General features: G+C 66.5%; 23 protein-coding genes and 1 tRNA gene. 10 read left to right on the forward strand and 14 right to left on the reverse strand.

The genetic code is table 11. The annotated features are described in order from the left end of the window. Positions 1-3 precede the first annotated feature (3 nt). The 3 genes from AC56DV_RS19500 to czcI all read right to left on the reverse strand — a co-directional run bounded on the left by AC56DV_RS19500 (position 4) and on the right by czcI (position 3,064). Positions 4-1,290 (reverse strand): efflux RND transporter periplasmic adaptor subunit, encoded by a 1,287-nt coding sequence (locus AC56DV_RS19500; protein WP_496315897.1) that lies wholly within the window; start codon positions 1,288-1,290, stop codon positions 4-6. A gap of 6 nt (positions 1,291-1,296) precedes the next feature. Then, positions 1,297-2,613, reverse strand: a complete 1,317-nt coding sequence (locus AC56DV_RS19505) for a TolC family protein (protein WP_496315898.1) — start codon at positions 2,611-2,613, stop codon at positions 1,297-1,299. 67 nt (positions 2,614-2,680) lie between these two features. Next, positions 2,681-3,064 carry a cation efflux protein, CzcI family gene (gene czcI / locus AC56DV_RS19510; protein WP_496315899.1) on the reverse strand — a complete coding sequence of 128 codons (384 nt, stop codon included), beginning with the start codon at positions 3,062-3,064 and terminating at the stop codon, positions 2,681-2,683. A 100-nt stretch (positions 3,065-3,164) separates the two neighbouring features. Here czcI and AC56DV_RS19515 point away from each other — a divergent pair, with 100 nt between their 5' ends. Then, the gene (locus AC56DV_RS19515) at positions 3,165-3,761 is read left to right on the forward strand and encodes a MarC family protein (protein WP_496315900.1); all 597 of its coding nucleotides are present in this window, start codon (positions 3,165-3,167) and stop codon (positions 3,759-3,761) included. 40 nt (positions 3,762-3,801) lie between these two features. Here the strand turns inward: AC56DV_RS19515 and uvrB are convergent, their stop codons facing one another. Further along, the gene (gene uvrB, locus AC56DV_RS19520) at positions 3,802-5,874 is read right to left on the reverse strand and encodes an excinuclease ABC subunit UvrB (protein ID WP_496315901.1); all 2,073 of its coding nucleotides are present in this window, start codon (positions 5,872-5,874) and stop codon (positions 3,802-3,804) included. Positions 5,875-5,984: 110 nt separating this feature from the next. Between uvrB and AC56DV_RS19525 the strand changes: the two genes are divergently transcribed. Then, the gene (locus AC56DV_RS19525) at positions 5,985-7,187 is read left to right on the forward strand and encodes an amino acid aminotransferase (RefSeq protein ID WP_496315902.1); all 1,203 of its coding nucleotides are present in this window, start codon (positions 5,985-5,987) and stop codon (positions 7,185-7,187) included. 42 nt (positions 7,188-7,229) lie between these two features. Next, a tRNA-Asn gene (locus tag AC56DV_RS19530) sits at positions 7,230-7,305 on the forward strand. A gap of 23 nt (positions 7,306-7,328) precedes the next feature. Here AC56DV_RS19530 and AC56DV_RS19535 read toward each other — a convergent pair. Beyond that, a complete protein-coding gene (locus AC56DV_RS19535) occupies positions 7,329-8,318 on the reverse strand; it encodes an energy transducer TonB (protein ID WP_496315903.1) in 990 nt (329 codons plus the stop codon). A 209-nt stretch (positions 8,319-8,527) separates the two neighbouring features. Between AC56DV_RS19535 and AC56DV_RS19540 the strand changes: the two genes are divergently transcribed. The 4 genes from AC56DV_RS19540 to AC56DV_RS19555 all read left to right on the forward strand — a co-directional run bounded on the left by AC56DV_RS19540 (position 8,528) and on the right by AC56DV_RS19555 (position 11,158). Next, positions 8,528-9,709 (forward strand): hypothetical protein, encoded by a 1,182-nt coding sequence (locus tag AC56DV_RS19540; protein ID WP_496315904.1) that lies wholly within the window; start codon positions 8,528-8,530, stop codon positions 9,707-9,709. A gap of 92 nt (positions 9,710-9,801) precedes the next feature. Continuing rightward, positions 9,802-10,104 (forward strand): hypothetical protein, encoded by a 303-nt coding sequence (locus AC56DV_RS19545; RefSeq protein WP_496315905.1) that lies wholly within the window; start codon positions 9,802-9,804, stop codon positions 10,102-10,104. A 127-nt stretch (positions 10,105-10,231) separates the two neighbouring features. Continuing rightward, positions 10,232-10,444: a PIN domain-containing protein gene (locus AC56DV_RS19550; protein ID WP_496316427.1), complete on the forward strand. Its 213-nt coding sequence runs from the start codon at positions 10,232-10,234 to the stop codon at positions 10,442-10,444. Positions 10,445-10,582: 138 nt separating this feature from the next. Continuing rightward, positions 10,583-11,158, forward strand: a complete 576-nt coding sequence (locus tag AC56DV_RS19555) for an outer membrane beta-barrel protein (RefSeq protein ID WP_496315906.1) — start codon at positions 10,583-10,585, stop codon at positions 11,156-11,158. Between the two features lie 3 nt (positions 11,159-11,161). Here AC56DV_RS19555 and AC56DV_RS19560 read toward each other — a convergent pair whose 3' ends face one another. Genes AC56DV_RS19560 through AC56DV_RS19570 form a run of 3 tightly spaced genes read right to left on the reverse strand, consistent with a single transcriptional unit; the run spans position 11,162 to position 13,831 of the window. After that, complete coding sequence (locus AC56DV_RS19560) at positions 11,162-11,878, reverse strand: MipA/OmpV family protein (RefSeq protein WP_496315907.1); 717 nt, start codon at positions 11,876-11,878, stop codon at positions 11,162-11,164. A gap of 19 nt (positions 11,879-11,897) precedes the next feature. Further along, a complete protein-coding gene (locus AC56DV_RS19565; protein ID WP_496315908.1) occupies positions 11,898-12,533 on the reverse strand; it encodes a response regulator in 636 nt (211 codons plus the stop codon). Then, on the reverse strand, positions 12,530-13,831 hold the full coding sequence (locus tag AC56DV_RS19570) for a sensor histidine kinase (protein ID WP_496315909.1): 1,302 nt from the start codon (positions 13,829-13,831) through the stop codon (positions 12,530-12,532). Before AC56DV_RS19570 ends, AC56DV_RS19565 begins: the two co-directional genes overlap by 4 nt. Before the next feature lie 164 nt (positions 13,832-13,995). On the opposite strand from AC56DV_RS19570, the gene AC56DV_RS19575 reads away from it, so the two are divergent. After that, entirely contained in the window at positions 13,996-14,736 is a 741-nt protein-coding gene (locus tag AC56DV_RS19575) for a hypothetical protein (protein ID WP_496315910.1), read from the forward strand. A 23-nt stretch (positions 14,737-14,759) separates the two neighbouring features. Here the strand turns inward: AC56DV_RS19575 and AC56DV_RS19580 are convergent, their stop codons facing one another. Continuing rightward, on the reverse strand, positions 14,760-15,368 hold the full coding sequence (locus AC56DV_RS19580) for a TetR/AcrR family transcriptional regulator (RefSeq protein ID WP_496315911.1): 609 nt from the start codon (positions 15,366-15,368) through the stop codon (positions 14,760-14,762). 161 nt (positions 15,369-15,529) lie between these two features. Between AC56DV_RS19580 and AC56DV_RS19585 the strand changes: the two genes are divergently transcribed. Both AC56DV_RS19585 and AC56DV_RS19590 read left to right on the forward strand, forming a co-directional pair. Continuing rightward, positions 15,530-16,618 carry a sensor histidine kinase gene (locus AC56DV_RS19585; protein ID WP_496315912.1) on the forward strand — a complete coding sequence of 363 codons (1,089 nt, stop codon included), beginning with the start codon at positions 15,530-15,532 and terminating at the stop codon, positions 16,616-16,618. After that, on the forward strand, positions 16,615-17,412 hold the full coding sequence (locus AC56DV_RS19590) for a LytR/AlgR family response regulator transcription factor (RefSeq protein ID WP_496315913.1): 798 nt from the start codon (positions 16,615-16,617) through the stop codon (positions 17,410-17,412). Before AC56DV_RS19585 ends, AC56DV_RS19590 begins: the two co-directional genes overlap by 4 nt. A gap of 14 nt (positions 17,413-17,426) precedes the next feature. On the opposite strand, the gene AC56DV_RS19595 is transcribed toward AC56DV_RS19590, so the two are convergent. From AC56DV_RS19595 to AC56DV_RS19615, 5 genes are read right to left on the reverse strand one after another with little or no spacing between them, the layout of a single operon-like run. Next, on the reverse strand, positions 17,427-18,521 hold the full coding sequence (locus AC56DV_RS19595; protein ID WP_496315914.1) for a hypothetical protein: 1,095 nt from the start codon (positions 18,519-18,521) through the stop codon (positions 17,427-17,429). Next, positions 18,518-19,249, reverse strand: a complete 732-nt coding sequence (locus tag AC56DV_RS19600; protein WP_496315915.1) for an outer membrane lipoprotein-sorting protein — start codon at positions 19,247-19,249, stop codon at positions 18,518-18,520. Before AC56DV_RS19600 ends, AC56DV_RS19595 begins: the two co-directional genes overlap by 4 nt. Beyond that, the gene (locus AC56DV_RS19605; RefSeq protein ID WP_496315916.1) at positions 19,242-20,471 is read right to left on the reverse strand and encodes an ABC transporter permease; all 1,230 of its coding nucleotides are present in this window, start codon (positions 20,469-20,471) and stop codon (positions 19,242-19,244) included. Before AC56DV_RS19605 ends, AC56DV_RS19600 begins: the two co-directional genes overlap by 8 nt. Then, positions 20,461-21,165, reverse strand: coding sequence for an ABC transporter ATP-binding protein (locus AC56DV_RS19610; protein ID WP_496315917.1), 705 nt, complete (start codon positions 21,163-21,165; stop codon positions 20,461-20,463). The genes AC56DV_RS19605 and AC56DV_RS19610 overlap by 11 nt, the downstream gene beginning before the upstream one ends. Beyond that, on the reverse strand, positions 21,162-21,767 hold the full coding sequence (locus AC56DV_RS19615; protein ID WP_496315918.1) for a hypothetical protein: 606 nt from the start codon (positions 21,765-21,767) through the stop codon (positions 21,162-21,164). Before AC56DV_RS19615 ends, AC56DV_RS19610 begins: the two co-directional genes overlap by 4 nt. Between the last annotated feature and the right edge of the window lie 202 nt (positions 21,768-21,969).

Here is a 21,969-nt window from a genome sequence, read left to right on the forward strand (position 1 = left end):
GCGTCAGTGGGCGTGTTCGTTGCCGGACTTGCCCAGTTCGGCCTTGATGGCGAAGCTGCCGTCCGCCGCGTAGCGCGCGCCGGGCGCCAGGCCGGACAGCACTTCCACCAGCTTGCCGTCGCTGCGGCCCAGCGTCACGGTGTGCGCCCTGAAGCCGGCGGGCGTGCGCACGAACACGGTGGCTTTGCCATCCAGCGTTTGCACGGCGCCGCTTTGCACCGCCACGGCCGCCGTGACCGCGTTGGCCGCGTCGGCTGCTGGCGGGAACACGCGCACGTTGACGAACAGGCCGGGGCGCCAGGCGGTGCCTGGATTCTTCAGCCGGATGCGGGCCGTGGCCGCGCGCGTTTGCTCGCCCAGCAGCGCGCCCACGTAGGCCACCGTGCCCATGGCGCTGGCGCCGGAGGAGACCGACTGCACGGATGCCTGCTGGCCGACGCGCACCGCGTCGAGGTGGGGGGCGGTGACGGCGAACTCGGCCCATACGCTGGACAGGTCGGACAGCGTGAAGATGTTGGCGTCTTCCTTGACGGCTTCGCCGGCGGCGATGTGCTTTTCCAGCACGGTGCCGTCGAACGGCGCGCGCACTTCGTAGCGGTTCAGCGGGCCGGATGCGGGGAGGGCGCCGGCGCCCAGCGCTTCCAGTTTCTGCTGCGCGTTGCGCACGGCGATGCCGGCTTCGTTTGCCTGCTGCTGCGCCTGCAGGTAGTCCTGTTCCGCCGAAATGCGCTCTTCCCACAGCTTGCGCTCGCGCGCCAGCAGCGTTTGCGCCAGCGTCTGCCGCTGGCGGGCCGACAGCAGTTCGCTGCGCAGTTCGGACAGCTCGCGGCTGGACAGCACGGCCAGCACTTGCCCCTTCTTGACCTGCTGGCCCAGTTCGGCGCTCACACTTTCGACCATGCCGGCCAGGCGCGGCACCACGTGCGCGGTGCGGTCGCCGTCGTAGCGGATTTCGCCGGACAGTGCGATGGCCGGCTCGATCGGCGCAGGTCCCGCCACCGCCAGCGTGATGCCGGCGGTCTTGATCTGCGCGTCGCTGAAGGCGGCCTGCGGCGCTTCGTCCGCATGTGCCTCATGTTTCTCATGTTCGGCCTGGTCCGGCTTGCTTCCTGCGGCGCCTTCCCTGGCGTCCGCTTTGGCGTGCTCGCCGCCGTGTTCCTCTTTGCCGCCATGCGCGGCTTCCTCGGTGGTGGCTGTGCGCGCGCCGGGCAGCATGATGACGGCGGCGAGGGCGGCGCCGGACAGCACGATGGCTGCGATGGCGATGGTTTGTTTTCTGGTCAGTTTCATGGCGGTTCAGTGTGCGTTGTTCGGCGCGCTGTGGCCGAGGATGCGTTCGATGGCGGCAGCGGCGCGGTGTCCGTCCGACAGGGTGGACAGGTATTGCGCGCGCGCCTGCAGCAGCGTGCGCTGCGCGTCGAGCACGTCGATGAAGTTATGTTTGCCGAATTCGAAACCCTTGCGGGCGGCTTCGCTGGCCTGCTGCGCTCCGGGCAGGATCTCGCCGCGCAGCAGCTCCAGCGCCTGGCGCGCGGCGCGCAGGTCCTGCGCAGCCTGGGCCAGCTCGGATTCCAGCCGCATCGCGGCGGCGGCCAGCTCGGCATCCGCCTTGTCGGCCTGCCGTTGCGCCGCCAGCACGTTGCCCTGGTTGCGGTCGAACAGGGGCAGCGGCAGCGACAAGCCCAGTACGGTCTGGCTGCGCGAGGGGGCGGCCATGCGCTTGCTGCCCACGCTGACCGTCAGGTCCGGCGCGCGGTTGGCCAGCTCCAGTTGCGACACCGCCTTGCGGCGCTCCAGCTCCAGCCGCGCCGGCTGCAGGACGGGCGACTGCGCGCGCCAGCTTGCCATTGCCTCGGCCGACGGCGGCTCCGGCAGTACGCCGATGTCGCCTTCCACGCGCTCAAAGCCGCCAAGCCCCGCCGCACTCTCCGCGCCGCCCGAGCTTCCCGAACCGCTGGCGCCAGGCTGTCGCCAGTATGCGGCAAGCCGCTGGCGCGCCGAGGCCAGGGCCGCTGCCGCGCTGGATTGCTCCAGCCGCACATTGGCTTCCGCCAGGCGCGCCTTGGTCTCATCGACCGGCGACACTTTGCCTGCGGCGACGCGCTTGTTGGCCGCCTGCGTGGCGCGCTGCGCCAGTTCGCTGCCGTCTTGCGCCAGGCGCAGGCGCTCCTGCGCCACCAGCACGTCGTAGAAGGCCGTCACCACGCTTGCGTGCAGTTCCACGCGCTGCGCTTCGAGTGCCGCGCTGGCCGCATCGCGCCCGCGTTCGGCGGCGGCCACGCGCGCCGCGCGCTTGCCGCCGAGTTCCAGTTGCTGGCTCAGCTGCCAGGTTTTTTCGCCGTCGGCTTCGCCGTTGTTGTTGCCACTGCGGCCCACGCGCTCGAACGACAGCGTGGGGTTGGGACGCGCGGCAGCCTGCATGACCAGGCCGTCCTGGGATGCGGCTTCGTGGCGCGCCGCCGCCAGCACGGGATTGGCTTGCGCGGCCAGCGCCAGGGCGGCGCGCAAGGTGAGAGCCGGTTGCTGCTGCTGCGCCGGCTCCGGTTGTCGTGCGGCCGCATGCATGGGCGCGACAAGCGTCGCCATGGCTAGCGGCCAAAGGAATTTGACCATCGAATTCTCCAGTATCGGGAAAAGAAATTCGACGGGACTTCAGTAAGGTGGAAAGAGTCCCGCCGCGCTAGGCAGCGGGATGCCAATCGGGCTTTTTCGGCCCGTCGGCGATGTGTGATGTGAAGCGGGGATCGGAGCAGGGCGGATAGCCGGCGCTGGCGGCATCCGGCGGCGGCGCCATGCCGGACAGCAGCGAGGCCTGCACCGCGTGGTGGCAAACCGCGCAATCGGCGTGCACCTTGGCTTTGCCGGGCAGCTTGCCGTCGCCATCGTTGCCATCGCCGCCGGCATCGTCGCCGTCGTGCGAACCGGCTTGCGCGTTGTGCTGGTGCGCGTGATGGCCGAAATGCTGGCTTTGTTCCTGTTCATGCCCGCAATAGGCCGCCGCCGCTGACCAGGCATACTGGAGCGGCAGAATGGCAAGCAGCAGGATCAGGAACAATTTACGCATGCTCCAATTCTAGCAGCATTCTCCGCCGCCTCCTTGCCGTGTAGTAAACTCGCGGCTGGCGCGCCGCACAGACCGGCCTGCCCACACCCGAAAGCCCTTAATGACCCAGAATTTTTTCCAGACCTTCATCCTGCTATTGCTGGTGACCGACCCCTTCGGCAACGTGCCGCTGTTCGCCACAGCGCTGGGGCCCGTGCCGCCCGCGCGCCGTCCGCGCATCGTTGTCCGCGAATGCATGATCGCCTTCGTGGTGCTGCTGGTCTTCATGTTCTTCGGCCGCCACTTCCTGGTGGCGCTGCAGTTGTCCGAAGCGTCGCTGCGCATTGCCGGTAGCGTGATCCTGCTGCTGATCGCCATCCGCATGATCTTCCCGCATCCGGACGGTGTGCTGGGCCGCAGCGAAGGCGGCGAGCCCTTCATCGTGCCGCTCGCGATACCCGCGCTGGCCGGCCCCTCGGCGCTGGCCACGGTGCTGCTGTTCTCGCGCGAGAGCACCGGCGAAGTGCTGATCCACGTGGCCGCGCTGGCCGCCGTGGTGGTGGTGTGGCTGGCCGTGTTCCTGGGCGCGGAGCGCCTGCAGAAGGTGCTGGGTCCACAGGTGATGACGGCCTTCGAGCGCCTTATGGGCTTGATCCTGGCCGCGATGTCGATCGAGATGCTGCTGGGCGGTATCCGGGAATTCGTGAAGACGCTGTGACGAACGGCGGGTTGGCGCATGAGCGCGCAACCCGCTGGCGTTACGCGACGTTGTCCGCGCCGGGGGCGCCGAACAGCTGCTGCTTCAGCACATGCAGCTGGTCGCGCACCTGCGCGGCTTTTTCGAACTCCAGGTTCTTGGCGTGGTCCAGCATTGCCTTCTCCAGGCGCTTGATCTCCTTGCTGACCTGCTTCTCGCTCATCGACTCGTACTTGGCCGCTTCCTGCGCCACCTCCAGCTGCTCGCGCGCGTCCTGCGGGCTGTAGACGCCGTCGATCATGTCCCTGATCACCTTGTGCACGCCGCGCGGCACGATGCCGTTGGCGGTGTTGAAGGCGATCTGCTTGGCGCGGCGGCGTTCGGTCTCGCCGATGGCGCGCTCCATCGAATCGGTCATGCGGTCCGCGTACAGCAGCGCCACGCCGTTCAGGTTGCGCGCCGCGCGGCCGATGGTCTGGATCAGCGAACGCTCGGAACGCAGGAAGCCTTCCTTGTCCGCGTCCAGGATGGCCACCAGCGACACCTCCGGCAAGTCCAGGCCCTCGCGCAGCAGGTTGATCCCCACCAGCACGTCGAAGGTGCCGATGCGCAGGTCGCGCAGGATCTCCACCCGCTCCACGGTTTCGATATCGCTGTGCAGGTAGCGCACCTTGATGCCGTGGTCGCCCAGGTACTCGGTGAGCTGCTCGGACATGCGCTTGGTCAGCGTGGTCACCAGCACGCGCTCGTTCTTGGCGATGCGGTCCTGGATCTCGGACATCAGGTCGTCCACCTGGGTACGGGCAGGGCGCACGATGACCATCGGGTCCACCAGGCCGGTGGGGCGCACCACCTGTTCCACCACCTGGTCGGCGCGCTTGTTCTCGTAGTCGGCCGGGGTGGCCGAGACGAACACGGTCTGCCGCATCTTGGCTTCGAACTCCTCGAACTTCAGCGGCCGGTTGTCCAGCGCGGACGGCAGGCGGAAGCCGTAGTCCACCAGGTTGGTCTTGCGCGAACGGTCGCCGTTGTACATGGCCGACAGCTGGCCGATCAGCACGTGCGACTCGTCCAGGAACATCAGCGCGTCCGGCGGCAGGTAGTCCACCAGCGTCGGCGGCGGTTCGCCGGCCTTGGCGCCGCTCAGGTGGCGCGAGTAGTTCTCGATGCCCTTGGTGAAGCCGATTTCGGCCATCATCTCCAGGTCGAAGCGGGTGCGCTGTTCCAGGCGCTGCTCTTCAATCAGCTTGGTCTCCTTGCGGAAGAACTCCAGCCGTTCGCGCAGCTCGTCCTTGATGGTCTCGATGGCGCGCAGCACGGTGGAGCGCGGCGTCACGTAATGCGAACCCGGGTAGACCGTGAAGCGCGGGATCTTCTGCTTGACGCGGCCGGTCAGCGGATCGAACAACTGGATCGATTCCAGCTCGTCGTCGAACATCTCCAGGCGCACCGCCAGCTCGGCGTGCTCGGCCGGGAAGATGTCGATGGTGTCGCCGCGCACGCGGAAGGTGCCGCGCCCGAAGTCCACCTCGTTGCGGGTGTACTGCATCTGGATCAGGCGCGCGATGATGTCGCGCTGGGCCACGCGGTCCTTCTGGCGCAGCGTCAGAATCATCTGGTGGTATTCGTTCGGATTACCGATACCGTAAATGGCCGACACGGTGGCCACGATCACCACGTCGCGCCGTTCCATCAGCGACTTGGTGCAGGACAGGCGCATCTGCTCGATGTGCTCATTGATGGACGAGTCCTTTTCAATGAACAGGTCGCGCTGCGGCACGTAGGCTTCCGGCTGGTAGTAGTCGTAGTAGGATACGAAATACTCGACCGCGTTCTCCGGGAAGAACTCGCGGAACTCGCTGTAGAGCTGCGCGGCCAGCGTCTTGTTGGGCGCGAACACGATGGCGGGACGGCCCATGCGGGCGATCACGTTGGCCATGGTGTAGGTCTTGCCGGAACCGGTCACGCCGAGCAGCGTCTGGAAGAACAAACCGTCGCTGATGCCCTCGCACAGACTGTCGATCGCGGTCGGCTGGTCGCCGGCCGGGGGGAAGGGCTGGTGCAGCTTGAAGGGCGAATCCGGGAAGGTGACGACGGTGGGTGCTGCAGAATTATTAGGTTGCGAATCAGCCATGAGGTCAGACCTTTGATAGAATATGCGATTGTTGGCGCTTAAAACCGGATTTTGTTCGGGCGCTGACACGTATCCGCTGCGAACCGCTTCTAATCGAATCCAATCTTATCATGACGAACCCTTCCGTTTTCAGCGCCATCGAGATGGCCCCGCGCGACCCGATCCTCGGCATTACCGAGGCCTTCAATGCCGACACCAACCCGGCCAAGATCAATCTTGGCGTAGGCGTCTATTATGACAACAATGGCAAGGTTCCGCTGCTGTCGTGCGTGCAGAAGGCGGAAGCGGCGCTGATCGCCCAGCCCACCCCGCGCACCTATCTGCCGATCGAAGGCCTGGCCGCTTACGACAAGGCAGTGCAAGAGCTGGTATTTGGCGCCGACAGCGCCGTAATTCAAGAGAAACGTGCAGTGACCGTGCAAGCCATCGGCGGCACCGGCGCGCTGAAAATCGGCGCCGACTTCCTGCAGCGCTTCGCCCCCGGCGCGCAGGTCTACATCAGCGATCCGAGCTGGGAAAACCACCGCGCCCTGTTCGAGAGCGCCGGTTTCAAGGTCAACAACTACACCTACTACGACGCCGGCACCCATGGCGTGAACTTCGCCGGCATGCTGGCCGACATCAAGGCCATGCCGGCCGGCTCCATCGTGCTGCTGCACGCCTGCTGCCACAACCCGACCGGCGCCGACCTGACCTCGGCCCAGTGGGACGAGATCATCGCCGTGGTCGCGGCCAACGGCCTAGTGCCGTTCCTGGACATGGCCTACCAGGGCTTCGGCGCCGGCATCGCCGAAGACGGCGCCGTGGTGCGCCGCTTCGCAGCCACCGGCGGCCCGCTGCTGGTGTCGAACTCTTTCTCCAAGTCGTTCTCGCTGTACGGCGAGCGCGTGGGCGCGCTGAGCGTGGTGGCCGCATCGGCCGACGAAGCCGCGCGCCTGATGTCGCAGCTCAAGCGCGTGGTGCGCACCAACTACTCCAACCCGCCGGTGCACGGCGGCAAAGTGGTGGCCACCGTGCTGACCACGCCGGAACTGCGCCAGCTGTGGGAAGACGAACTGGCCGCCATGCGCGTGCGCATCAAGGAAATGCGTAATGCTTTCGTCAAGAAGCTGAAGGAAAAAGCGCCGGCGCACGACTTCGAATTCGTGCGCGAGCAGGTGGGCATGTTCTCCTACTCCGGCCTGACCAAGGCGCAAGTGGAAGCGCTGCGCGCCGAATCGATCTACGCAGTGGACACGGGCCGCATCTGCGTGGCCGCGCTGAACTCGACCAATATCGACAAGGTGGTTGACGCCATCGCCAAAGTCCTCTAAAATCTTGTTTCTTCGAGCTAAGCGCAAGCTTGGTTCGATTGATCCCTGATAGCTCAGTCGGTAGAGCGACGGACTGTTAATCCGCAGGTCCCTGGTTCGAGTCCAGGTCGGGGAGCCAGAATATGAAAGCCCAGTGAGCAATTACTGGGCTTTTTCTTTTGCCTGTCTGCTTATTTCCAGCGTCCAGTTGTACTCTACGACAAACCATGCTGGCACTAATGCCCCATCCAGTTTGGCCGCAGTGAACTGACAACCTGCCATTGCGAGTAATGCCGCGTTGTCCAGCTCGCTGTACCCGCTTGATGCAATTTTTTTCGCCCGTACCAGTTTGCCTTGATTGTCCACCAGAAGCGCCAATCTTACCGCGCCTTGCTCCTCATAGCGCAACGATGAGTAGGCCCAGGCTGGCTTGGTGCATCCATCGACACCTGGGCGGGGAACCTGATTGCCGGTTGCCGGGTCTTTACGGCTGAGCACCAGCGGCGGGAAGGCCGCCTCCAGTTGTGCCAGATCGGCCGACTGCTTATCCAGCAGCTTTACGGTCTTGTCGAAAATGGCGCCCGAGTCGTTGGCGTGTGATGTCTTCACATACGCTTGGCGCATGGCGGCAGGGTCGAGCGCCCAGTTATGCGCCACGGCCAGGGCTGCGACGGCATCGTCATACTGCTCCCTTGCTGCTAATACGGCTGCCAGATCGGTCCAGAAAGGCGCATGAGCTGGTTGGATCGTTATGCCATCTTTCGCCTGTTTTTCCGCCAGATGGAATTGTTTCTGCTGCAGATAGTGAAGTGTTAGCGCGCGTTGATATTCGGGCAAATGGGCGAAGTCTTGCTGTGCGTTTTGCAGCACTCTCGTTAAGGCGACGTCGGGTGCGCCTATGCCGATGACCTCATCGCGTATCCCTGGACGAGGCTTCTTCTTCAGGTCGCTTCGCCAATCGGGCACCATTTTTTGCAGGCGGACCATCTGGGCGACTTCGTCTGCGTGCGCGCCGGTCCGCGCGCTGATTAGAATGGCGGAAATGCAGGAGCTTGCGTCCGGGCAGATGGGGGCCGCGTTGGCCAATCCTGCAATGCTAGCTAGGGCGGCCACCACAACAAAACGATGGAGTATGAAACCGATGCTTTTCATTGATTTATTAGCTGAAAATATTGCCTATTGGAAAACTGTTGAGTATTGTAGTTCACCATCCGACAATAAAATCTATTGAATTCTCACGGCCCTTGACTTAGGGGCCGAGCGAGCGCCTGGTTCATTCAAGGTTGGCTTTTTGCTATTCAGATGCCGTATGATCGTGGGACTGTTTGACGTTGTAGAAACTCATCAACTCTTCCCGGGTTATGTACAAACGTTCCTTCCCTCCTGTTGCCGCCAACATCGGGCTCCCCAGCGAGCCCCGCACCTTCGACCGGGCCCGTCAGGCTGAACTGACTGAACGCCATTTGCAGCATGCGCTGCCGGAGCTGGAAGCATTCTTCCTCGCCATCCGCGCGCACGTCGATCCGCCGCTGCAGCGCGCGCAGCCGGTCAAGCTTGGGAAGCCCTATCCGATGGGGCAGTGCCTGGAAATATCGCTGGCGGTGGCCCAGCGCCTGCAGCAGCAGGTGGACCCTGCCGCGCTGCAGCTGAGCGAGCGCGCGGCGGCAGGCTATGCGGCTTTTTCGGCATTCCGGAAGGCGGGAGGCCAGTTCCGCCGAATGTGGGGCGATTTGCGGGGCGAGTTTTTCCAGAACGCTTTTCAGCTCGGCACCTTCTATCTGGATGTGTCCAACGACACCGTCACGCCCACCAAGCCCAAGGTGGAAATCCTGCCCTTTGCGGATGCGCGCTTCATTCCGATAGCCGATTTCCGCCATTTTTCGCGCATCGCCACGCGCTATTGGCAGCACGCCATTTACCCAAACCATCTGCTGCCGGAACTGGCGCCATATTGTCCGCTGGTGCACGTTGCGCCCGGCGGGCAGGTCATCGTCACCGAAGCGACGGACTACATGGTGGCCATGACCCAGGCCGGGCGCTTCGAGCCGAGCGAGGCGGTGCTGCGCGACGAGGCGATGCCGGCCGAGCTGTTCAAGCGCCTTGCGGGCGCGCTGGCCGGCGGCGGATGGAAGCTGGCGCCGGGACCGGAGGAAGGCCGCGCCATGGCCTTGCGCGCATGCCGCGAACACCGGCGCAAAGGGTGGCACGCGTCGCCGCAGAAGGCGGCCGAGGCCATTACCGCTGTAAGTAACATCAACCGCAAACTGGCCCTGGCGAGAGCTGCGAAATCGTCCGCCGGGAAACCGCAACCGCAGCCGCATACGGAGACCGTCAACACCATGGGCAACATCGATAAAATGCAGATCAACGGCGTCACGTACGATCTGGCCGACCTGTCCCCGGAGGCCAGGCAGCAGCTGGAGATGGTGCGTGCCACCGACGTCAAGCTCGCGGACCTGCAGCGCGACATGGCCATCATCCAGACCGCGCGCAATGTGTACATCGCCGAGCTGGTGAAGCTGTTGCCCGTGCCGCAGAAGTAGGGGGCATAAGATGTATGCTATCGGCGCTCCTCGGCGGCCTTGCAGGTTCACTAGCTTGTAGTTATATTCTGCATATCCGCTGGAGATCCGAAATGAGCAAGCCTTCTCAACAACGCGCAAGCGCCAACTTCCGGAATCGGGTAGTCGAAAAGGAATTAGTGCGCTTTCAGGTGACTGGTCGCGTGGCGGACCGGGAGTTGGTCCGGACTATTGCGCGGCGGCTTGCGGAAGGGGGGGCGGAGTCTGATCGGCTTCGCGCGGCGGTTAAGCAGGACGTCGATGGGGAGCCGTCCAGCAAGGGTGGGATACTGAAGGCGCTGTTGGCATCCCCACTTATCGGTTCTGAACTCTATCTGGTCCGTTCGCAGGATGAAGGGCGGAAGGTCGGCATTTGATGCGGTACCTGCTCGACACCAATATCATCAGCAACTTCACAAAACCGGCGCCGGCCGCGTCTCTAGTCGCTTGGATGGCTGAGCAGCGCGACGAGGCTGGTTCAGCGGACCGCAGGGGCCGCAGGCTCTGTTTGCAGGTCGTATCCTGCCATTCGATGAGAAAGCTGGACTCGCGTGGGCCCAACTGATGGCCGAAGGTAAGGTAAGCGGTCATCCACGAAGTGCGCTCGACGCCGTCATCGCAGCTATCGCGATTGCGAATGGCTGCATTGTCGTAACGGATAACGAGCGAGATTTCGCCGGTATCGACATCGTTAACCCGATTCGGGTAGCGGAATGAGGAGGGGCTGAACGCTGGGGCGGGTCTGCCTCAACCATGTCTTTCGGCACATGCGTGTTTGACCAAGTCTTCCTAAAATTGCAGCACTGATTCGGCCTTCCGAGGTTGCCGGAATCAGCTCTCAATTTAAGGAAACGTATGACCACATTACTGATCTCCACCTTGCTGGCCGCTGCCGTGCTGGCCCCGTTCGCGGCTTCCGCCGCCGCTCCCGCCGAGGGCTATTACGCGGGCGTCACCGCATCCAAGGGCGGCACGCTGACGTACCGCAATCCCGCCAACGGCAAAACCGCCAGCGACGACGCCGGGACCATCTTCAAGGTGTATGGCGGCTTTGCGTTGACGGACTACCTGGCGCTGGAGGCCGGCTATGCGCAGGGCGGCAAGGCGCGTTTCGACAAGGCGCTGCTGGGCATGGCCAGCGAGCCCACTTTCAAGGCGAGCAATTTCTACCTGGCCGGCCGCGCCACGCATCATTTCAACGACGGCTGGTCGGTGTTCGGCAAACTGGGCGTCACGCGCAACCGCTATGAGGGCGCCGCCGGTCCCGGCACCGTGTCGTCCACCAAGCCCTTGCTGGGCGTGGGCGTGGCCTACAACGTGACGAAGGAGGCCGCGCTGACGGTGGAATATGAGAACCTGGGCCGGACCCGCAAGGATGGCGTAAACCTCAAGCACAACGCCTTGCAGCTGGGCGTGAAGGTGGGCTTCTGATCTTCAGTAGCTATACCTGAGCGTGACGGCGGTGGTGATGCCGGTGCGCTCGCTGGTGCGCGGGCTGGCGGCTGCATCGCCAAGCAGGCGGCTGGCTTGCACCGCGCCGATCACGGTGTATTTGGGACTGAACTGCCACTGCCAGCGCAGGTCCGCGTACACGTCGCGCAGGCCGCCGGAGGGACGGTAGCGCTCGGTGCCGAAGTCCGCCTGCATGGCGCCGCCGCCGAGGAGGTTGGCGCCCACGCCGGCAAACAGCTGGTGGCGCGGCGCCAGCGTCGCATGTGTGCCCGCCCGCGCGTTGAGCCGCACGCGCCCGGCGTCGCCCAAGGGCGCGAATACGTGCGCGTGCAGCGACAATTCCTGCATCGGGACGTAGTTGACGAAACCGCCGGCCACCGGCCGGAACCTGCCCTTGCTGCCATCGGCTAGTTGCGTGCCGAAGTCCAGCGCCAACAGTGGGCCATAGCGCAGCAGCGGCTGGTCCGACATATGCATGCCGAGCACCAGCCCTTCCACGAAAACGCCGTTGCTCCATTCCACGGAAAACTGCGGCATCAGATAGGTGGAGCGCGTGGCGCTGCCATAGCGGCTGGGCGAATTGCCCAGCGTGGCGCCCAGCGTCACTTCCTTCGACCCCTCCGGCAGCAGGCTCAGGTCCGATTGCGCCGGCGCGGGCGCCATGGCTACGGCAAGCAGGCTTGCCGCTGCAAGTTTCATCGCCATCTTCACCGCCATCTCAGATATGTCCCAGTTCGAGGCCGCGCAGGACGGCGCGCACGCGGTCGCGCACGCCCAGTTTGGAGAGGATGCTGGAGACATGGTTCTTGATGGTGCCTTCGCTGGGACCGAGCGCCTGGGCTATTTCGGCGTTGTTGAAGCCTGCCGCCATCAACGCGAGGATTTCCGTTTCGCGGCTGGTGAGCGGGGCGCAGAGCGCCACGGCCGACGGCGCGGCGGCCGGCTTTTCGTAGGCGGCGCGGGTGCGTTCGGTGAGAGCGGGGCGGAACAGCGTGGCGCCTGCGGCCACGCTGCGGATGCCTTCGGCCAGCCGTTCCAGCGATATGTCTTTCAGCAGGAAGCCGCGCGCGCCGGCACGCATGCCGTCGAACAGCGCGTCGTCGTCGTCGAAGGTGGTGAGCAGGATGGTGGGCGGCAGGCGGCCCTGTTCGCGGCGCAGCAGTTCAATGCCGCTGCAATGCGGCATGCGCACGTCGAGCAGCAGCACGTCGGCATCCGCCTGCGCAATCACCCCGGCCGCTTCGGCGCCGTCGGCTGCTTCGGCCACGACGCGGATGTCCGGCGTGAGATCGAGCAGGCCGCGTATGCCGCTGCGCACCAGCATCTGGTCGTCCACCAGCACCACGCGGATCATGCGCGCGCTCCTGCAAGCGGCAGCAAGAATTCGAGGCAATAGCCGTGGCGGCCGGCGCCGCAGGCCGTGCGCAGCACGCCGCCATGTTCGGCCAGCCGCTCGCGCATGCCGGCCAGGCCGTTGCCCTCCGGTGCGCCCCCGCTGCCCTGGCCGTTGTCGGCAATGCGCGCCAGCAGGCCATTGTCGTCGGCCTGGATGTCTATCGTCAGCAGCGTGGCGCGCGCATGGCGCACGGCGTTGGTGACGGCTTCCTGCACGCAGCACAACACTGTGTGCGCGGCGGCGGGCGGGCAGTCGTCCACCCGGCTGTCCATGGCCAGTTCGATGGCGGGCGAGGGGATGCCCGCGCACAGCAGCTGCAAGGCCTGCCGCACCTTGATTCCGCTTTCCTGGCGTTCGGCGCTGACCACGCCGCGCACCTCCGCCAGCAGCGATTGCGACAGCTCGCGGGCGGTGCCGAGCGCGGAGACGGGCCGGCCGGTGGACTGGTTTATTGACTGGCGCAGCGCAAGGTCCAGGTGCAGATTGAGCGCCGTCAGATGGTGGCCGACCGCGTCGTGCAGGTCGCGCGCGATGCGCATGCGTTCGGACGCGCGCACCGTGTCGCCCAGCAGCGACTGCGTGGCGCGCAGCTGCGCGTTGCTGGCGGCCAGCCGGATGCGGCCTTGTTGCTCCTGCCGCACCATGTAGGCCAGGGCGAAACCCAGCAGCAGCACGCAGCGTTCGGAGGTGAGTATGGCCAGCGTGGTGCCGATGCCGTTATCGCTCAGGTAGATGCGGGCGTTGGTGAGCACCCACGCGTCCATGGCTATGCCGAGCAGCAGCTGCACCGCCAGCCAGGCCAGTGCGCGGCGCAGCGGCAGCAGCGCGGCCAGCTGCATGGCGAAGATCAGGTGGAAGGCCAGCGAATCGAGCGCCACGGCGATCAGCAGCTGGATCGTCAGCAGCGGAATTGCCAGCAGCCGGCTCCCGCCGGCAGGGGCGCGCTTCAGCGCGGGCCGGATGCGCCACCACAGCAGGCAGATGAAGGCCGCCATCAGCAGCGCTTCGCCGCACAGGAACAGTTCGTAGGCCATGCGCGCGCGGTCGGAGCCGGCGCGCACCAGCGATGGCGCGGGCGTGAACAGGCTGGCCAGATAGCGCGCCAACTGGCCGACGGCGTTGTGCAGTTCGGCGCGCCCAGGGCCAGCAGCCCATGGCGGCGCCAGTTCCAGCAGCGCCAGGGTAACGCTGGCGACCAGCGCGGCGGCGGGGTAGCGGCTGGACGCGCGCGGTGGGCTGTTGCTGATGTTGTTCATTGGGCCTGTCAATTTGGCAAGGTTAAGCGGGTGCCATTCTACTTGAGCAGGTCCACGCATCAAAGTGCCGAAAGTCATGCCCACCTGACTTCCGGCATATGGCGGCGCGCGCGCGATGCCGTAGAATGCCGCCGGGCTGCAATGAATGCAAAGGAGCGGATCTGATGAAAATGCCGATGTTGATGGTGGCGCCGCTGCTGTCCTGCGCGCTGTGGCCCGCGCACGCGCACGCGGACGAGGCCTTGCCCAAGGTGGTGATTCCGGCCCAGCGCGATGCAGAGTGGCACAGCTACCGCCACGCCTACAAGGCCGCGCGCTTCTTCGCGCCCTATCTGAAGACGCGGCCATTGATCCAGGCGCACCTGCAGATTCGCCCGAACCGCCCGGAACTGCCTTTGGACGGCCTGGAGGTGCAACTGGCGGGGGAGAGCGTGAACATGACGCTGCCGGTGGACGCCATCGGCCGCCTCACGCTGCCGATGCTGAAGCAGGCCTTCGATGAGGATGCCGTGCTGCGCCTGAACCGCCAGAAGGGCCACTACCACTTCAGCGGCCGCTATTCGATCCGAGAGCGCGAGGACGGCGTGTACGACGGCGCCAGCCTGCGCGCCGCGTGTGAGCAGTTGCTGAGTGCGCAGCGCGAGTCCGGCTACCGCTTGCGCCTAATCGGCAAGAAATGCGCGGGCGTGAAGTTCGTGTACACGGCGTCCGGTCCAGCGCCCGAGGTGCTGCACAAGGACGCCGCCGGCGCGCTCATGCCGCTCGCCGTGGAGCGCGGCCATCCGTTTGAAAATCCCACCATGGGCAATTACCAGGTCGCCATTTACCGCTTTGCCGACTGGCCCGCACAGGGCGAGGTGCTTGCCCGCAGCAAGCCGCTGGCCGTGGGAACGCTGTACGAGTAACCGGGACGGGTCCGTTGCCGGCGCTACCAGCTGCGGGATGGTTCTGCGGCCAGGCTGCGCCAGGCGGCGCTGGCCAGTTCGTCGATGGCGGCGCGCGGGTCCAGCGTCACGCGGCCGCTCAGCCAGTGGCGCGCCAGTTCCTGCGCTGGGCCCAGCAGCAGCGGTGCGTACAGCTCGTGCGGCAGGCGGCGCAGGATGCCTTGCCGGAACCAGGGCTTGAGCAGGTCGAGCAGGGTTTTGAAGTGGCCGGAGGTCAGCGCCCGTACCGCCTGTTCGTGCGCCGGCGCCACCGCCTGGCGCCGCGAGAACAGGAAGCGCGCCAGTTCCGGGCTGGCGGTCACCCATTCCAGGTGGGTGGCGATCATGGCGTGAATGGCGCGTTCGGCATCCTCGGCCTGCCCGGTGCGCTCGATGAGCTGCGCCCAGTAATCGTCCAGTCCCTGCATGAACAGCGCGGCGGCAATGCCTTCCTTGGTGCCGAAGTGGTGGTAGATGCTGCCCACCGATGCCTGGCTGCGCTGGCGGATATCGTCGATGGTCGCGGCCTCGATGCCTTTTTCGGAAAAGACCGCGAGGGCGGCGGACAGGATGGCCGACTTGCGGTCGGCGGCGGGGAGGACGGTGGTGTTCATGGCTAGAATATTGTTCTAGAATTTGATTCTAGTCAAGCTCTGCCGATGTTCGCGCAGCAGCAGGCCGGTTTCGCTCCACTCACGGGCGTTTTCGTCGCACGGCGGTTGCCAATTGCGCAATAGACCCGGACAATGCGCCATCGTCCCCACGTTGCGCCGCCATGTCCACCACTGCCGCTATTGCCACCAAGCCGGGCTTCCCATATCGCCGCCTGGCGACCGACTTCCTTTACGGGCAGGTGCTGAACCTCGTCTGCGGGCTGGCCACCACCTACATTCTCCGCCTGGGTGGCGGCTTCCTCGGCAACTGGCTCATTTCCATCTGCATCGGCAGCATCGCCTTGCTGATGATCGACGGTACGCGGCTGGCGCTGTGGGGCCAACACCAGCGTCCGCACTGGCTGCCGTTCGCCGTGATCGTGGCCGTCGCGGTGCCGGTGGCGCAGGTGCTGGGCCTGCGGCTGGGCGGCTGGATGCTGGGGTATGACCTAGGCGACTGGACTAGCATCGGCAGCAACATCTCGTCCGGGATGATGATTTTCACGCTGCTGGCCGCAGGCGCGGCCACCATCTTCTTCACCAGCCGCGACCGCGTGCTGCGCGCCGAGGCGGCGCTGGCGCAGGAACGCGCGCGCACCGAGACCGTGGCGCGCCAGGCGGTGCAGGCGCAACTGCAATCGCTGCAGGCGCAGATCGAACCGCACATGCTGTTCAACACGCTGGCCAACCTGCAAGGCCTGATCGCCATCGACCCGCCGCGCGCGCAGGAGATGCTGGAGCAACTGATCCAGTACCTGCGCGCCACGCTCACCTCGTCGCGCGCCGAGAGCACCACGCTGGCGCAGGAGTTCGCGCTGATGGAAGCCTACCTCGGGCTGATGCGCATCCGCATGGGCGAGCGCCTGAGCTATTCCTTTGCACTGCCGCCCGAGCTGCGCGGCGTGGCCGTGCCGCCCATGCTGCTGCAGCCGCTGGTGGAAAACGCCATCGCCCACGGCCTGGAGCCGACGATAGAAGGCGGCCACCTCGCGGTTGGCGCGCAGCTGGCCGGCGGCATGCTGGCGCTGACGGTGCAAGACAACGGCCGTGGCCTGCACGCCGGGCCGGGCAAGGCCGGCACCAGCGTGGGCCTGGCCAACACGCGCGAGCGGCTGCACGCGATATACGGCGGGCGCGCTACGCTGACGCTGGAACCTGCGGCGCCGCAAGGCGCCATTGCACGCATCACTCTTCCTGCCTGGACACCATGACTATCCAAGTACTGATCGCCGAAGACGAACCTATCCTGGCCGCCACGCTGGCGCATGCGCTCAAGCGGCTGTGGCCCGAGGCCGAACTGGTTGCCACCTGTGCGCACGGCGCGGACGCGCTGGAGAAAGCGCTGGCGCTGCAGCCGGACGTGCTGTTCCTCGATATCAAAATGCCGGGCAAGACCGGGCTGGAGGCGGCTGAGGAGCTGGCGGAGCAGTGGAGCGGCGCCAAGCCTTTCCCGCAGATCGTGTTCGTTACGGCGTACGATGAATACGCGGTGCAGGCTTTCGAGCGCGAGGCGGCCGACTATGTGCTGAAACCGATCAGCGATGCGCGGCTGGGCAAGACCATCGAACGCCTGAAGGCGCGGCTGGCTGCGCAACCGCAGGGCGGCGGGCTGGATGGGCTGCTGGAGCAGATGCGGGCGCTGCTGCCGCCGTTGTCGGCATCGGCCACCGCTGCGGCCGAGCGCCTGAGCGTGATCCGCGCGGCGGTGGGCAACCAGGTGCGCATGATCCCGGTGGCCGACGTGGTGTACTTCGAAGCGCTCGACAAATACGTCAACGTGGTCACGCAAGACAGCGAGGCGCTGATACGCATGAGCCTCAAGGAACTGCTGCCGCAGCTGGACGACAAGCTGTTCTGGCAAGTCCATCGCGGCACCATCGTCAACTCGGCTTGCGTGCTGAGCGCGGTGCGCGACGAGGCGGGCAAGCTGTCGCTGGTGCTGAAGCACCGCGCCGAGCGGCTGCGCGTGAGCCCTTTGTACGCGCACTTGTTCCGGCAGATGTGATAGGGCTTGATTCGTCAGTAGGCATATCGCACGGTGGCCACGGCGAGGCTGCGGATGGCAGCGCCGGCGGGGCCGCCGTAGCGGCGCAGGCTGGCGCTGAATAGCCAGGGGCCGGGTTTCCACGATACCGCCGCGCTGGCGATCCTGCTGCCATTCTGCGGCTGCCAGAGGATGTCGGCCGAGACGTCGAAGTCGCCGCTGTTTTGCGCGGCGCGCAGCAGGATGTTGCGTTGCTGCCGGTACGGTTGCGTGGGCGCGGTGCGGTCCAGCCACGCTTCGCCCAGCACGGAAAACCTGGCTTCGTTGGTCCACGTGAATCCGGCCAGCGCCTTGCCGCCGCCGTTGTTGCCGGCGCTGCGCTGCCAGTGCGGCGGTGCGGTGCGGCTGGCTTGCCAAACGTCGTGCCGCTGCTGGAGCAGCACGGAGCCGTGCAGTTCCCATTCCGGCGACGCCACCTGCGAGAACGATACCCCGCCTTCGATGCCGTTGCGGGCGGACAGCCGCAGCACGGTGTATTCGTCGCGCGCGCCGCTCTGGCGGTACAGGCGCACGGCCAGCGAGCCGTCGCCGCTTGGCTGGCCTGCGCGGCTGCGGCCGGGGTTGGAGAGCACCACCGTGAGCGCCCGGTCGGCGTCGAATGCCTCCCACGCCAGCATGGGCACGCCTTCCAGCGTGACGGGATTGAGCGCGCGGCGGTCTTCCTGCTGTACCACGTCCAGCGGGCGGAAGGCATAGCCCACGTCCCAGCTCATCACTTTCTTGCCTGCCGTGAGGAAGCCGCTGCCCAGCGGGCGTTCGAGCGACAGCTCGTTGACCTTCATGCCGCCGCCGCCGCTGCCCCCGCTGCCGCTGCCCCCGCCGCCGCTGCGCGCGGTGACGGCGCCGCGCAGGGCGTTCTGCCAGGGGGCGTTGTACTGCCAGCGCAGCTCCGCATGCCCGAAGGTGCGCGTGGCGCTGCCTCGGGCGGTATCGAGCGACTCCGCCTGCGCGCGCAGGTTCAGCGTGGCGCTGTCCTGGGCGGCTGCCGGGGCGGGAAACAGGCATGCGGCAGCGAGCGCGCCCGCCAAGGCGCCGGCCGCTGCGCGCGGAGAAGGGCGGCGCCGCATCATGGCGCCACGTCGTTGCGGCTCAGGTACATGGGATTGAACAGCTCATCGCCGAACTGGCGCGGCTTGTTGCTCTGCACATGCACCAGCGTTTCGCGGCTGGTCTGGATCTCGTCGATCAGCGTCATGCGGGTGACCGAGGTGCGGCCGTCACGCGTCTCCACGCCGAAGCGCGCCTGCTTGATCTTGCGGTCCGACGCCGCGAACAGGTCCGCGTGCACCGGCCGGTAGTCGCTCCTGGCCACGTGCAGCACCACGCGCTGGTAGCTGAGCGATTTGCGCAGCGCGGTCAGATCCAGTTCCAGGCACGGCACGCCGTCCACCTCCAGCTCGCGCACCACGGTGCCGCTGTAGTCGCCGGCCCAGGTCATGTTGGCGATGTCGCCGGTGGACGCTTCGCCCAGCAGCTTCTGCATGGGCGTAATGCGCAGCGGCCGCGCGCTGCCGGGAACCAGCAGCCAGAAGTCGTCGCCCGACATCAGCACCTTCTGGCCCGCTTCGCCGGGAGAGCGCGACAGCACCAGCGACTTGCCGCCCGGCCGCACCAGCACCTGGTAGCGCTTTTCCTTGTCCGGCTTGCCGCCCTTGAAAGTCTGCACCAGCGTTTCCAGTTGCGCCGATGCGCTGGGCAAGCGGAATGCGTCGGCCTTTTTGAGTATCGCTTCGACGTCGGTGGCCCAGGCGTGGCCCGCAGCCGCCAGCATGGCGGCGAGGATGAGTTTCTTAAACATGGGCGAGCGCCTCCACAACGGATTGACGGGCAGCCTTGCGGCTGATGAACCACGAAGCGGCCGCCGACAGCAGCGCCACCGCCAGCACGGCGCCCGCATACATTGGCGCCGAGACCGACACCATCAGCGGGTAGCCGTTGCTGCGGCCCGGCGGCGGCGGCATCTGGATGCCGGCCAGCAGCAGGAACAGCGCCACGCCGCCCGCCAGCAGCATGCCGGCCAGCGCGCCGCCGCTGCCGAGCGCCAGCCCTTCCAGCGTGAACACGCGCATCACCTCGCCCGGCGTGGCGCCCATGGCGCGCAGCGTGCCGATTTCCCGCGTGCGTTCCAGCACCGCCATGGCCAGCGTGTTGGTGACCGAGAACAGCACGATCACCAGCACGATGGCGCCGAGGAAGCCGAAAATGCGGTCGTACAGGCCTTTCACGCTCTGGTAGAACACCGCCTGCTGCAGCCAGGTGCGCACCTCCTGCGCGCCGCCGGGAGCGCTGAGCGCGGCGGCGGTGGCGCCGGTGAGGGCGATATCGTTCAGGTAGACGCTCAGCGTGCTCACCTTGTTCGTCAGCAGCAGCGCCTGCGCGGTGGCCAGGTCCACCATGGCCAGCCGCTTGTCGATATCGGAAATGCCGGTGCTGACGATGCCGGTAACGTGCACGTCCACCGCGTTCAGGCTGCCGTTGACGGTGGTGGCCATCAGCGTCAGCACGCTGCCGGGCTGCGCGTTCAGTATCCTGGCCAGGCCTTTGCCGATCACCATGCCGGGGCCTTTTCCGGGCGCCGGATTGTCCAGCAGCTCGCCGGCCTCGCGCTTCATGAACGGCCCCTTGACCAGGAATTCCTGCGCCGCGTCCACGCCGGTGCCGAGGAAAATCTCGCTCTTGTCGCCGTTGCTGATCAGTCCCGAGAACTGCACGCGCGGCAGCACCCGCTTGACCTCCGGCCGCGCCAGCAAGCGCTGCGTGAGCGCCGGCGCGTCGCGCATGCCATGCTCGAGCGGCATGTTCTCCACGCCGTCGAAGTGGCCGCGCGCGGCCAGCACCAGGTGGCCGGTGTCGCGCGCGCTGGCTTCGGCCAGCGACTCGTAGGTGTACAGCGCGAAGCCGCCGCCCAGCAGCGCCGCCGCCGTGCCGGTGGCCGTGATGGCCAGCGTGACCACCGAACGGCGCCGGTTGCGCATGGCGTTCTTCAGCGCCATCGACAGCCATTTGAATTTAGTGAGCATGGCGGGTTCCTTCCTGCAGCACGCCGTCGGCCAGCGCCAGCGCGCGGTCGCAGTGGCGCATCATGCGCTCGTCGTGGGTGGCCACCAGGAAGGTGGTGCCGTGTTCATGCGCCAGCTCCTTCATCAGCCCGACGATTTGCGCGGCGGTGGCGGCGTCCAGGTTGGCGGTGGGTTCGTCCGCGATAACGAGCTGCGGCTGCTTGACCACCGCGCGCGCGATTGCCACGCGCTGGCGCTGGCCGCCGGACAACTGGTCCGGGCGGTGCCGGCCCAGTCCCTCCAGGCCCACGCGCGCCAGCGCCGCAGCCACGCGGCGCGCGCGCTCGGCGGCGGGCACGCCAAGCAGGTAGAGCGGAAACTCGACATTGTCGTAGGCGTTCATCACCGGCACCAGGTTAAAGCTCTGAAACACGAAGCCGATGGTCTGGCGGCGCAGCAGCGTCTTGCGCGCCTCGTCCGCCGCCAGCAGCGGCTGGCCGGCGTACAGCAGTTCGCCGCAGTCGGCCTGGTCCAGCAGGCCGCACAGATTGAGCAGGGTGCTCTTGCCGCTGCCGGACGGGCCGGTGATGGCGGCGATCTCGCCGCGCACCACCGCCAGTTCGACGTTGCGCAGCGCGTGCACGGTGTTGCCGCCCAGGGTGTAGGACTTGGCGATGCCGCGCAGCGACATCAAGGGTTCGGCGGCGCGCATCATTGGGCCTGCAGGCGTGCTGCGGCCAGCTGGCGCAGATAGTCCGCTTCGTCGGCGCTGCGCTGGTCGGCGGCGGCCTGCCTGGCGGCCAGCGCCAGCAGGCGCACCCGCACCGGTGCGGGCGACTGCGCAAACACGGGCGACTTCAGCGCCGCGTTCAGCGCGCGCAGGCCGCTGGCGCGGCGGTTCATGAAATCGGGCAGGGCCAGCAGCGTGGTGGCCGCCACCAGCCGCGTTTCCACGCTTTGCGGCGCGCCGCCGAACAGCATTTCGTCGTGGGCCGGCGTGAGCTGGGCCAGCGCCTTCTCGATGGCGTCTGCGCCGCTCTCGGCGAACTTCATCTTGTTCCAGGGCAGAAGCGCATCGCGGCCTTTGAGCGCGATGGCGGCGCCCTCGTAGGCGGCCAGCAGCGGGTGGCCGGGATGGCTGGCGGCCAGCGCCTGGAACGCGGCGGCGGCTGCGTCGCGCGCGCCGCTGTCGCCGGCGGCGCCGGCCTGGAACTGCTGGCGGGCCTGGACGAAGCCGGCCGGCGCCACTTCCTGCGGCGCGGCAGCGGCCATCAGGCTAGCGCCGGCCAGCAGTATGGCGAGTATGGTGTGTTTCATGAGATTCTCCTGTGGTTGACTGATAACGACAGGCTAAGGACCGGGCGGCGCGGCAGCCACCGGCATGCGACGAAACAGGGTTTGCCGGCGCTGAAACCGGCGGGCGGCGGCGCCGAAGCCGGCCGGCTGCGGCGCCGGTTTTCAGGCAGACGGGAAAAATGTCGCCCGGCTCTGGTCAATTCGAAATCTCGCGTATATAATT

Source organism: Massilia sp. BGA-UO-ETr-WB1 (genome assembly GCF_059567845.1).

Coding starts and splice junctions, on each gene's coding strand:
- AC56DV_RS19605 (WP_496315916.1), bottom strand. CDS start 20,471: ATGCTCACTAAATTCAAATGGCTGTCGATGGCGCTGAAGAACGCCATG.
- AC56DV_RS19570 (WP_496315909.1), bottom strand. CDS start 13,831: ATGAACAACATCAGCAACAGCCCACCGCGCGCGTCCAGCCGCTACCCC.
- AC56DV_RS19615 (WP_496315918.1), bottom strand. CDS start 21,767: ATGAAACACACCATACTCGCCATACTGCTGGCCGGCGCTAGCCTGATG.
- AC56DV_RS19515 (WP_496315900.1), top strand. CDS start 3,165: ATGACCCAGAATTTTTTCCAGACCTTCATCCTGCTATTGCTGGTGACC.
- AC56DV_RS19555 (WP_496315906.1), top strand. CDS start 10,583: ATGACCACATTACTGATCTCCACCTTGCTGGCCGCTGCCGTGCTGGCC.
- AC56DV_RS19580 (WP_496315911.1), bottom strand. CDS start 15,368: ATGAACACCACCGTCCTCCCCGCCGCCGACCGCAAGTCGGCCATCCTG.
- AC56DV_RS19590 (WP_496315913.1), top strand. CDS start 16,615: ATGACTATCCAAGTACTGATCGCCGAAGACGAACCTATCCTGGCCGCC.
- AC56DV_RS19565 (WP_496315908.1), bottom strand. CDS start 12,533: ATGATCCGCGTGGTGCTGGTGGACGACCAGATGCTGGTGCGCAGCGGC.
- czcI (WP_496315899.1), bottom strand. CDS start 3,064: ATGCGTAAATTGTTCCTGATCCTGCTGCTTGCCATTCTGCCGCTCCAG.
- AC56DV_RS19600 (WP_496315915.1), bottom strand. CDS start 19,249: ATGTTTAAGAAACTCATCCTCGCCGCCATGCTGGCGGCTGCGGGCCAC.
- AC56DV_RS19575 (WP_496315910.1), top strand. CDS start 13,996: ATGAAAATGCCGATGTTGATGGTGGCGCCGCTGCTGTCCTGCGCGCTG.
- AC56DV_RS19540 (WP_496315904.1), top strand. CDS start 8,528: ATGTACAAACGTTCCTTCCCTCCTGTTGCCGCCAACATCGGGCTCCCC.
- AC56DV_RS19505 (WP_496315898.1), bottom strand. CDS start 2,613: ATGGTCAAATTCCTTTGGCCGCTAGCCATGGCGACGCTTGTCGCGCCC.
- AC56DV_RS19610 (WP_496315917.1), bottom strand. CDS start 21,165: ATGATGCGCGCCGCCGAACCCTTGATGTCGCTGCGCGGCATCGCCAAG.
- AC56DV_RS19585 (WP_496315912.1), top strand. CDS start 15,530: ATGTCCACCACTGCCGCTATTGCCACCAAGCCGGGCTTCCCATATCGC.
- uvrB (WP_496315901.1), bottom strand. CDS start 5,874: ATGGCTGATTCGCAACCTAATAATTCTGCAGCACCCACCGTCGTCACC.
- AC56DV_RS19595 (WP_496315914.1), bottom strand. CDS start 18,521: ATGATGCGGCGCCGCCCTTCTCCGCGCGCAGCGGCCGGCGCCTTGGCG.
- AC56DV_RS19545 (WP_496315905.1), top strand. CDS start 9,802: ATGAGCAAGCCTTCTCAACAACGCGCAAGCGCCAACTTCCGGAATCGG.
- AC56DV_RS19500 (WP_496315897.1), bottom strand. CDS start 1,290: ATGAAACTGACCAGAAAACAAACCATCGCCATCGCAGCCATCGTGCTG.
- AC56DV_RS19560 (WP_496315907.1), bottom strand. CDS start 11,878: ATGAAACTTGCAGCGGCAAGCCTGCTTGCCGTAGCCATGGCGCCCGCG.
- AC56DV_RS19535 (WP_496315903.1), bottom strand. CDS start 8,318: ATGAAAAGCATCGGTTTCATACTCCATCGTTTTGTTGTGGTGGCCGCC.
- AC56DV_RS19525 (WP_496315902.1), top strand. CDS start 5,985: ATGACGAACCCTTCCGTTTTCAGCGCCATCGAGATGGCCCCGCGCGAC.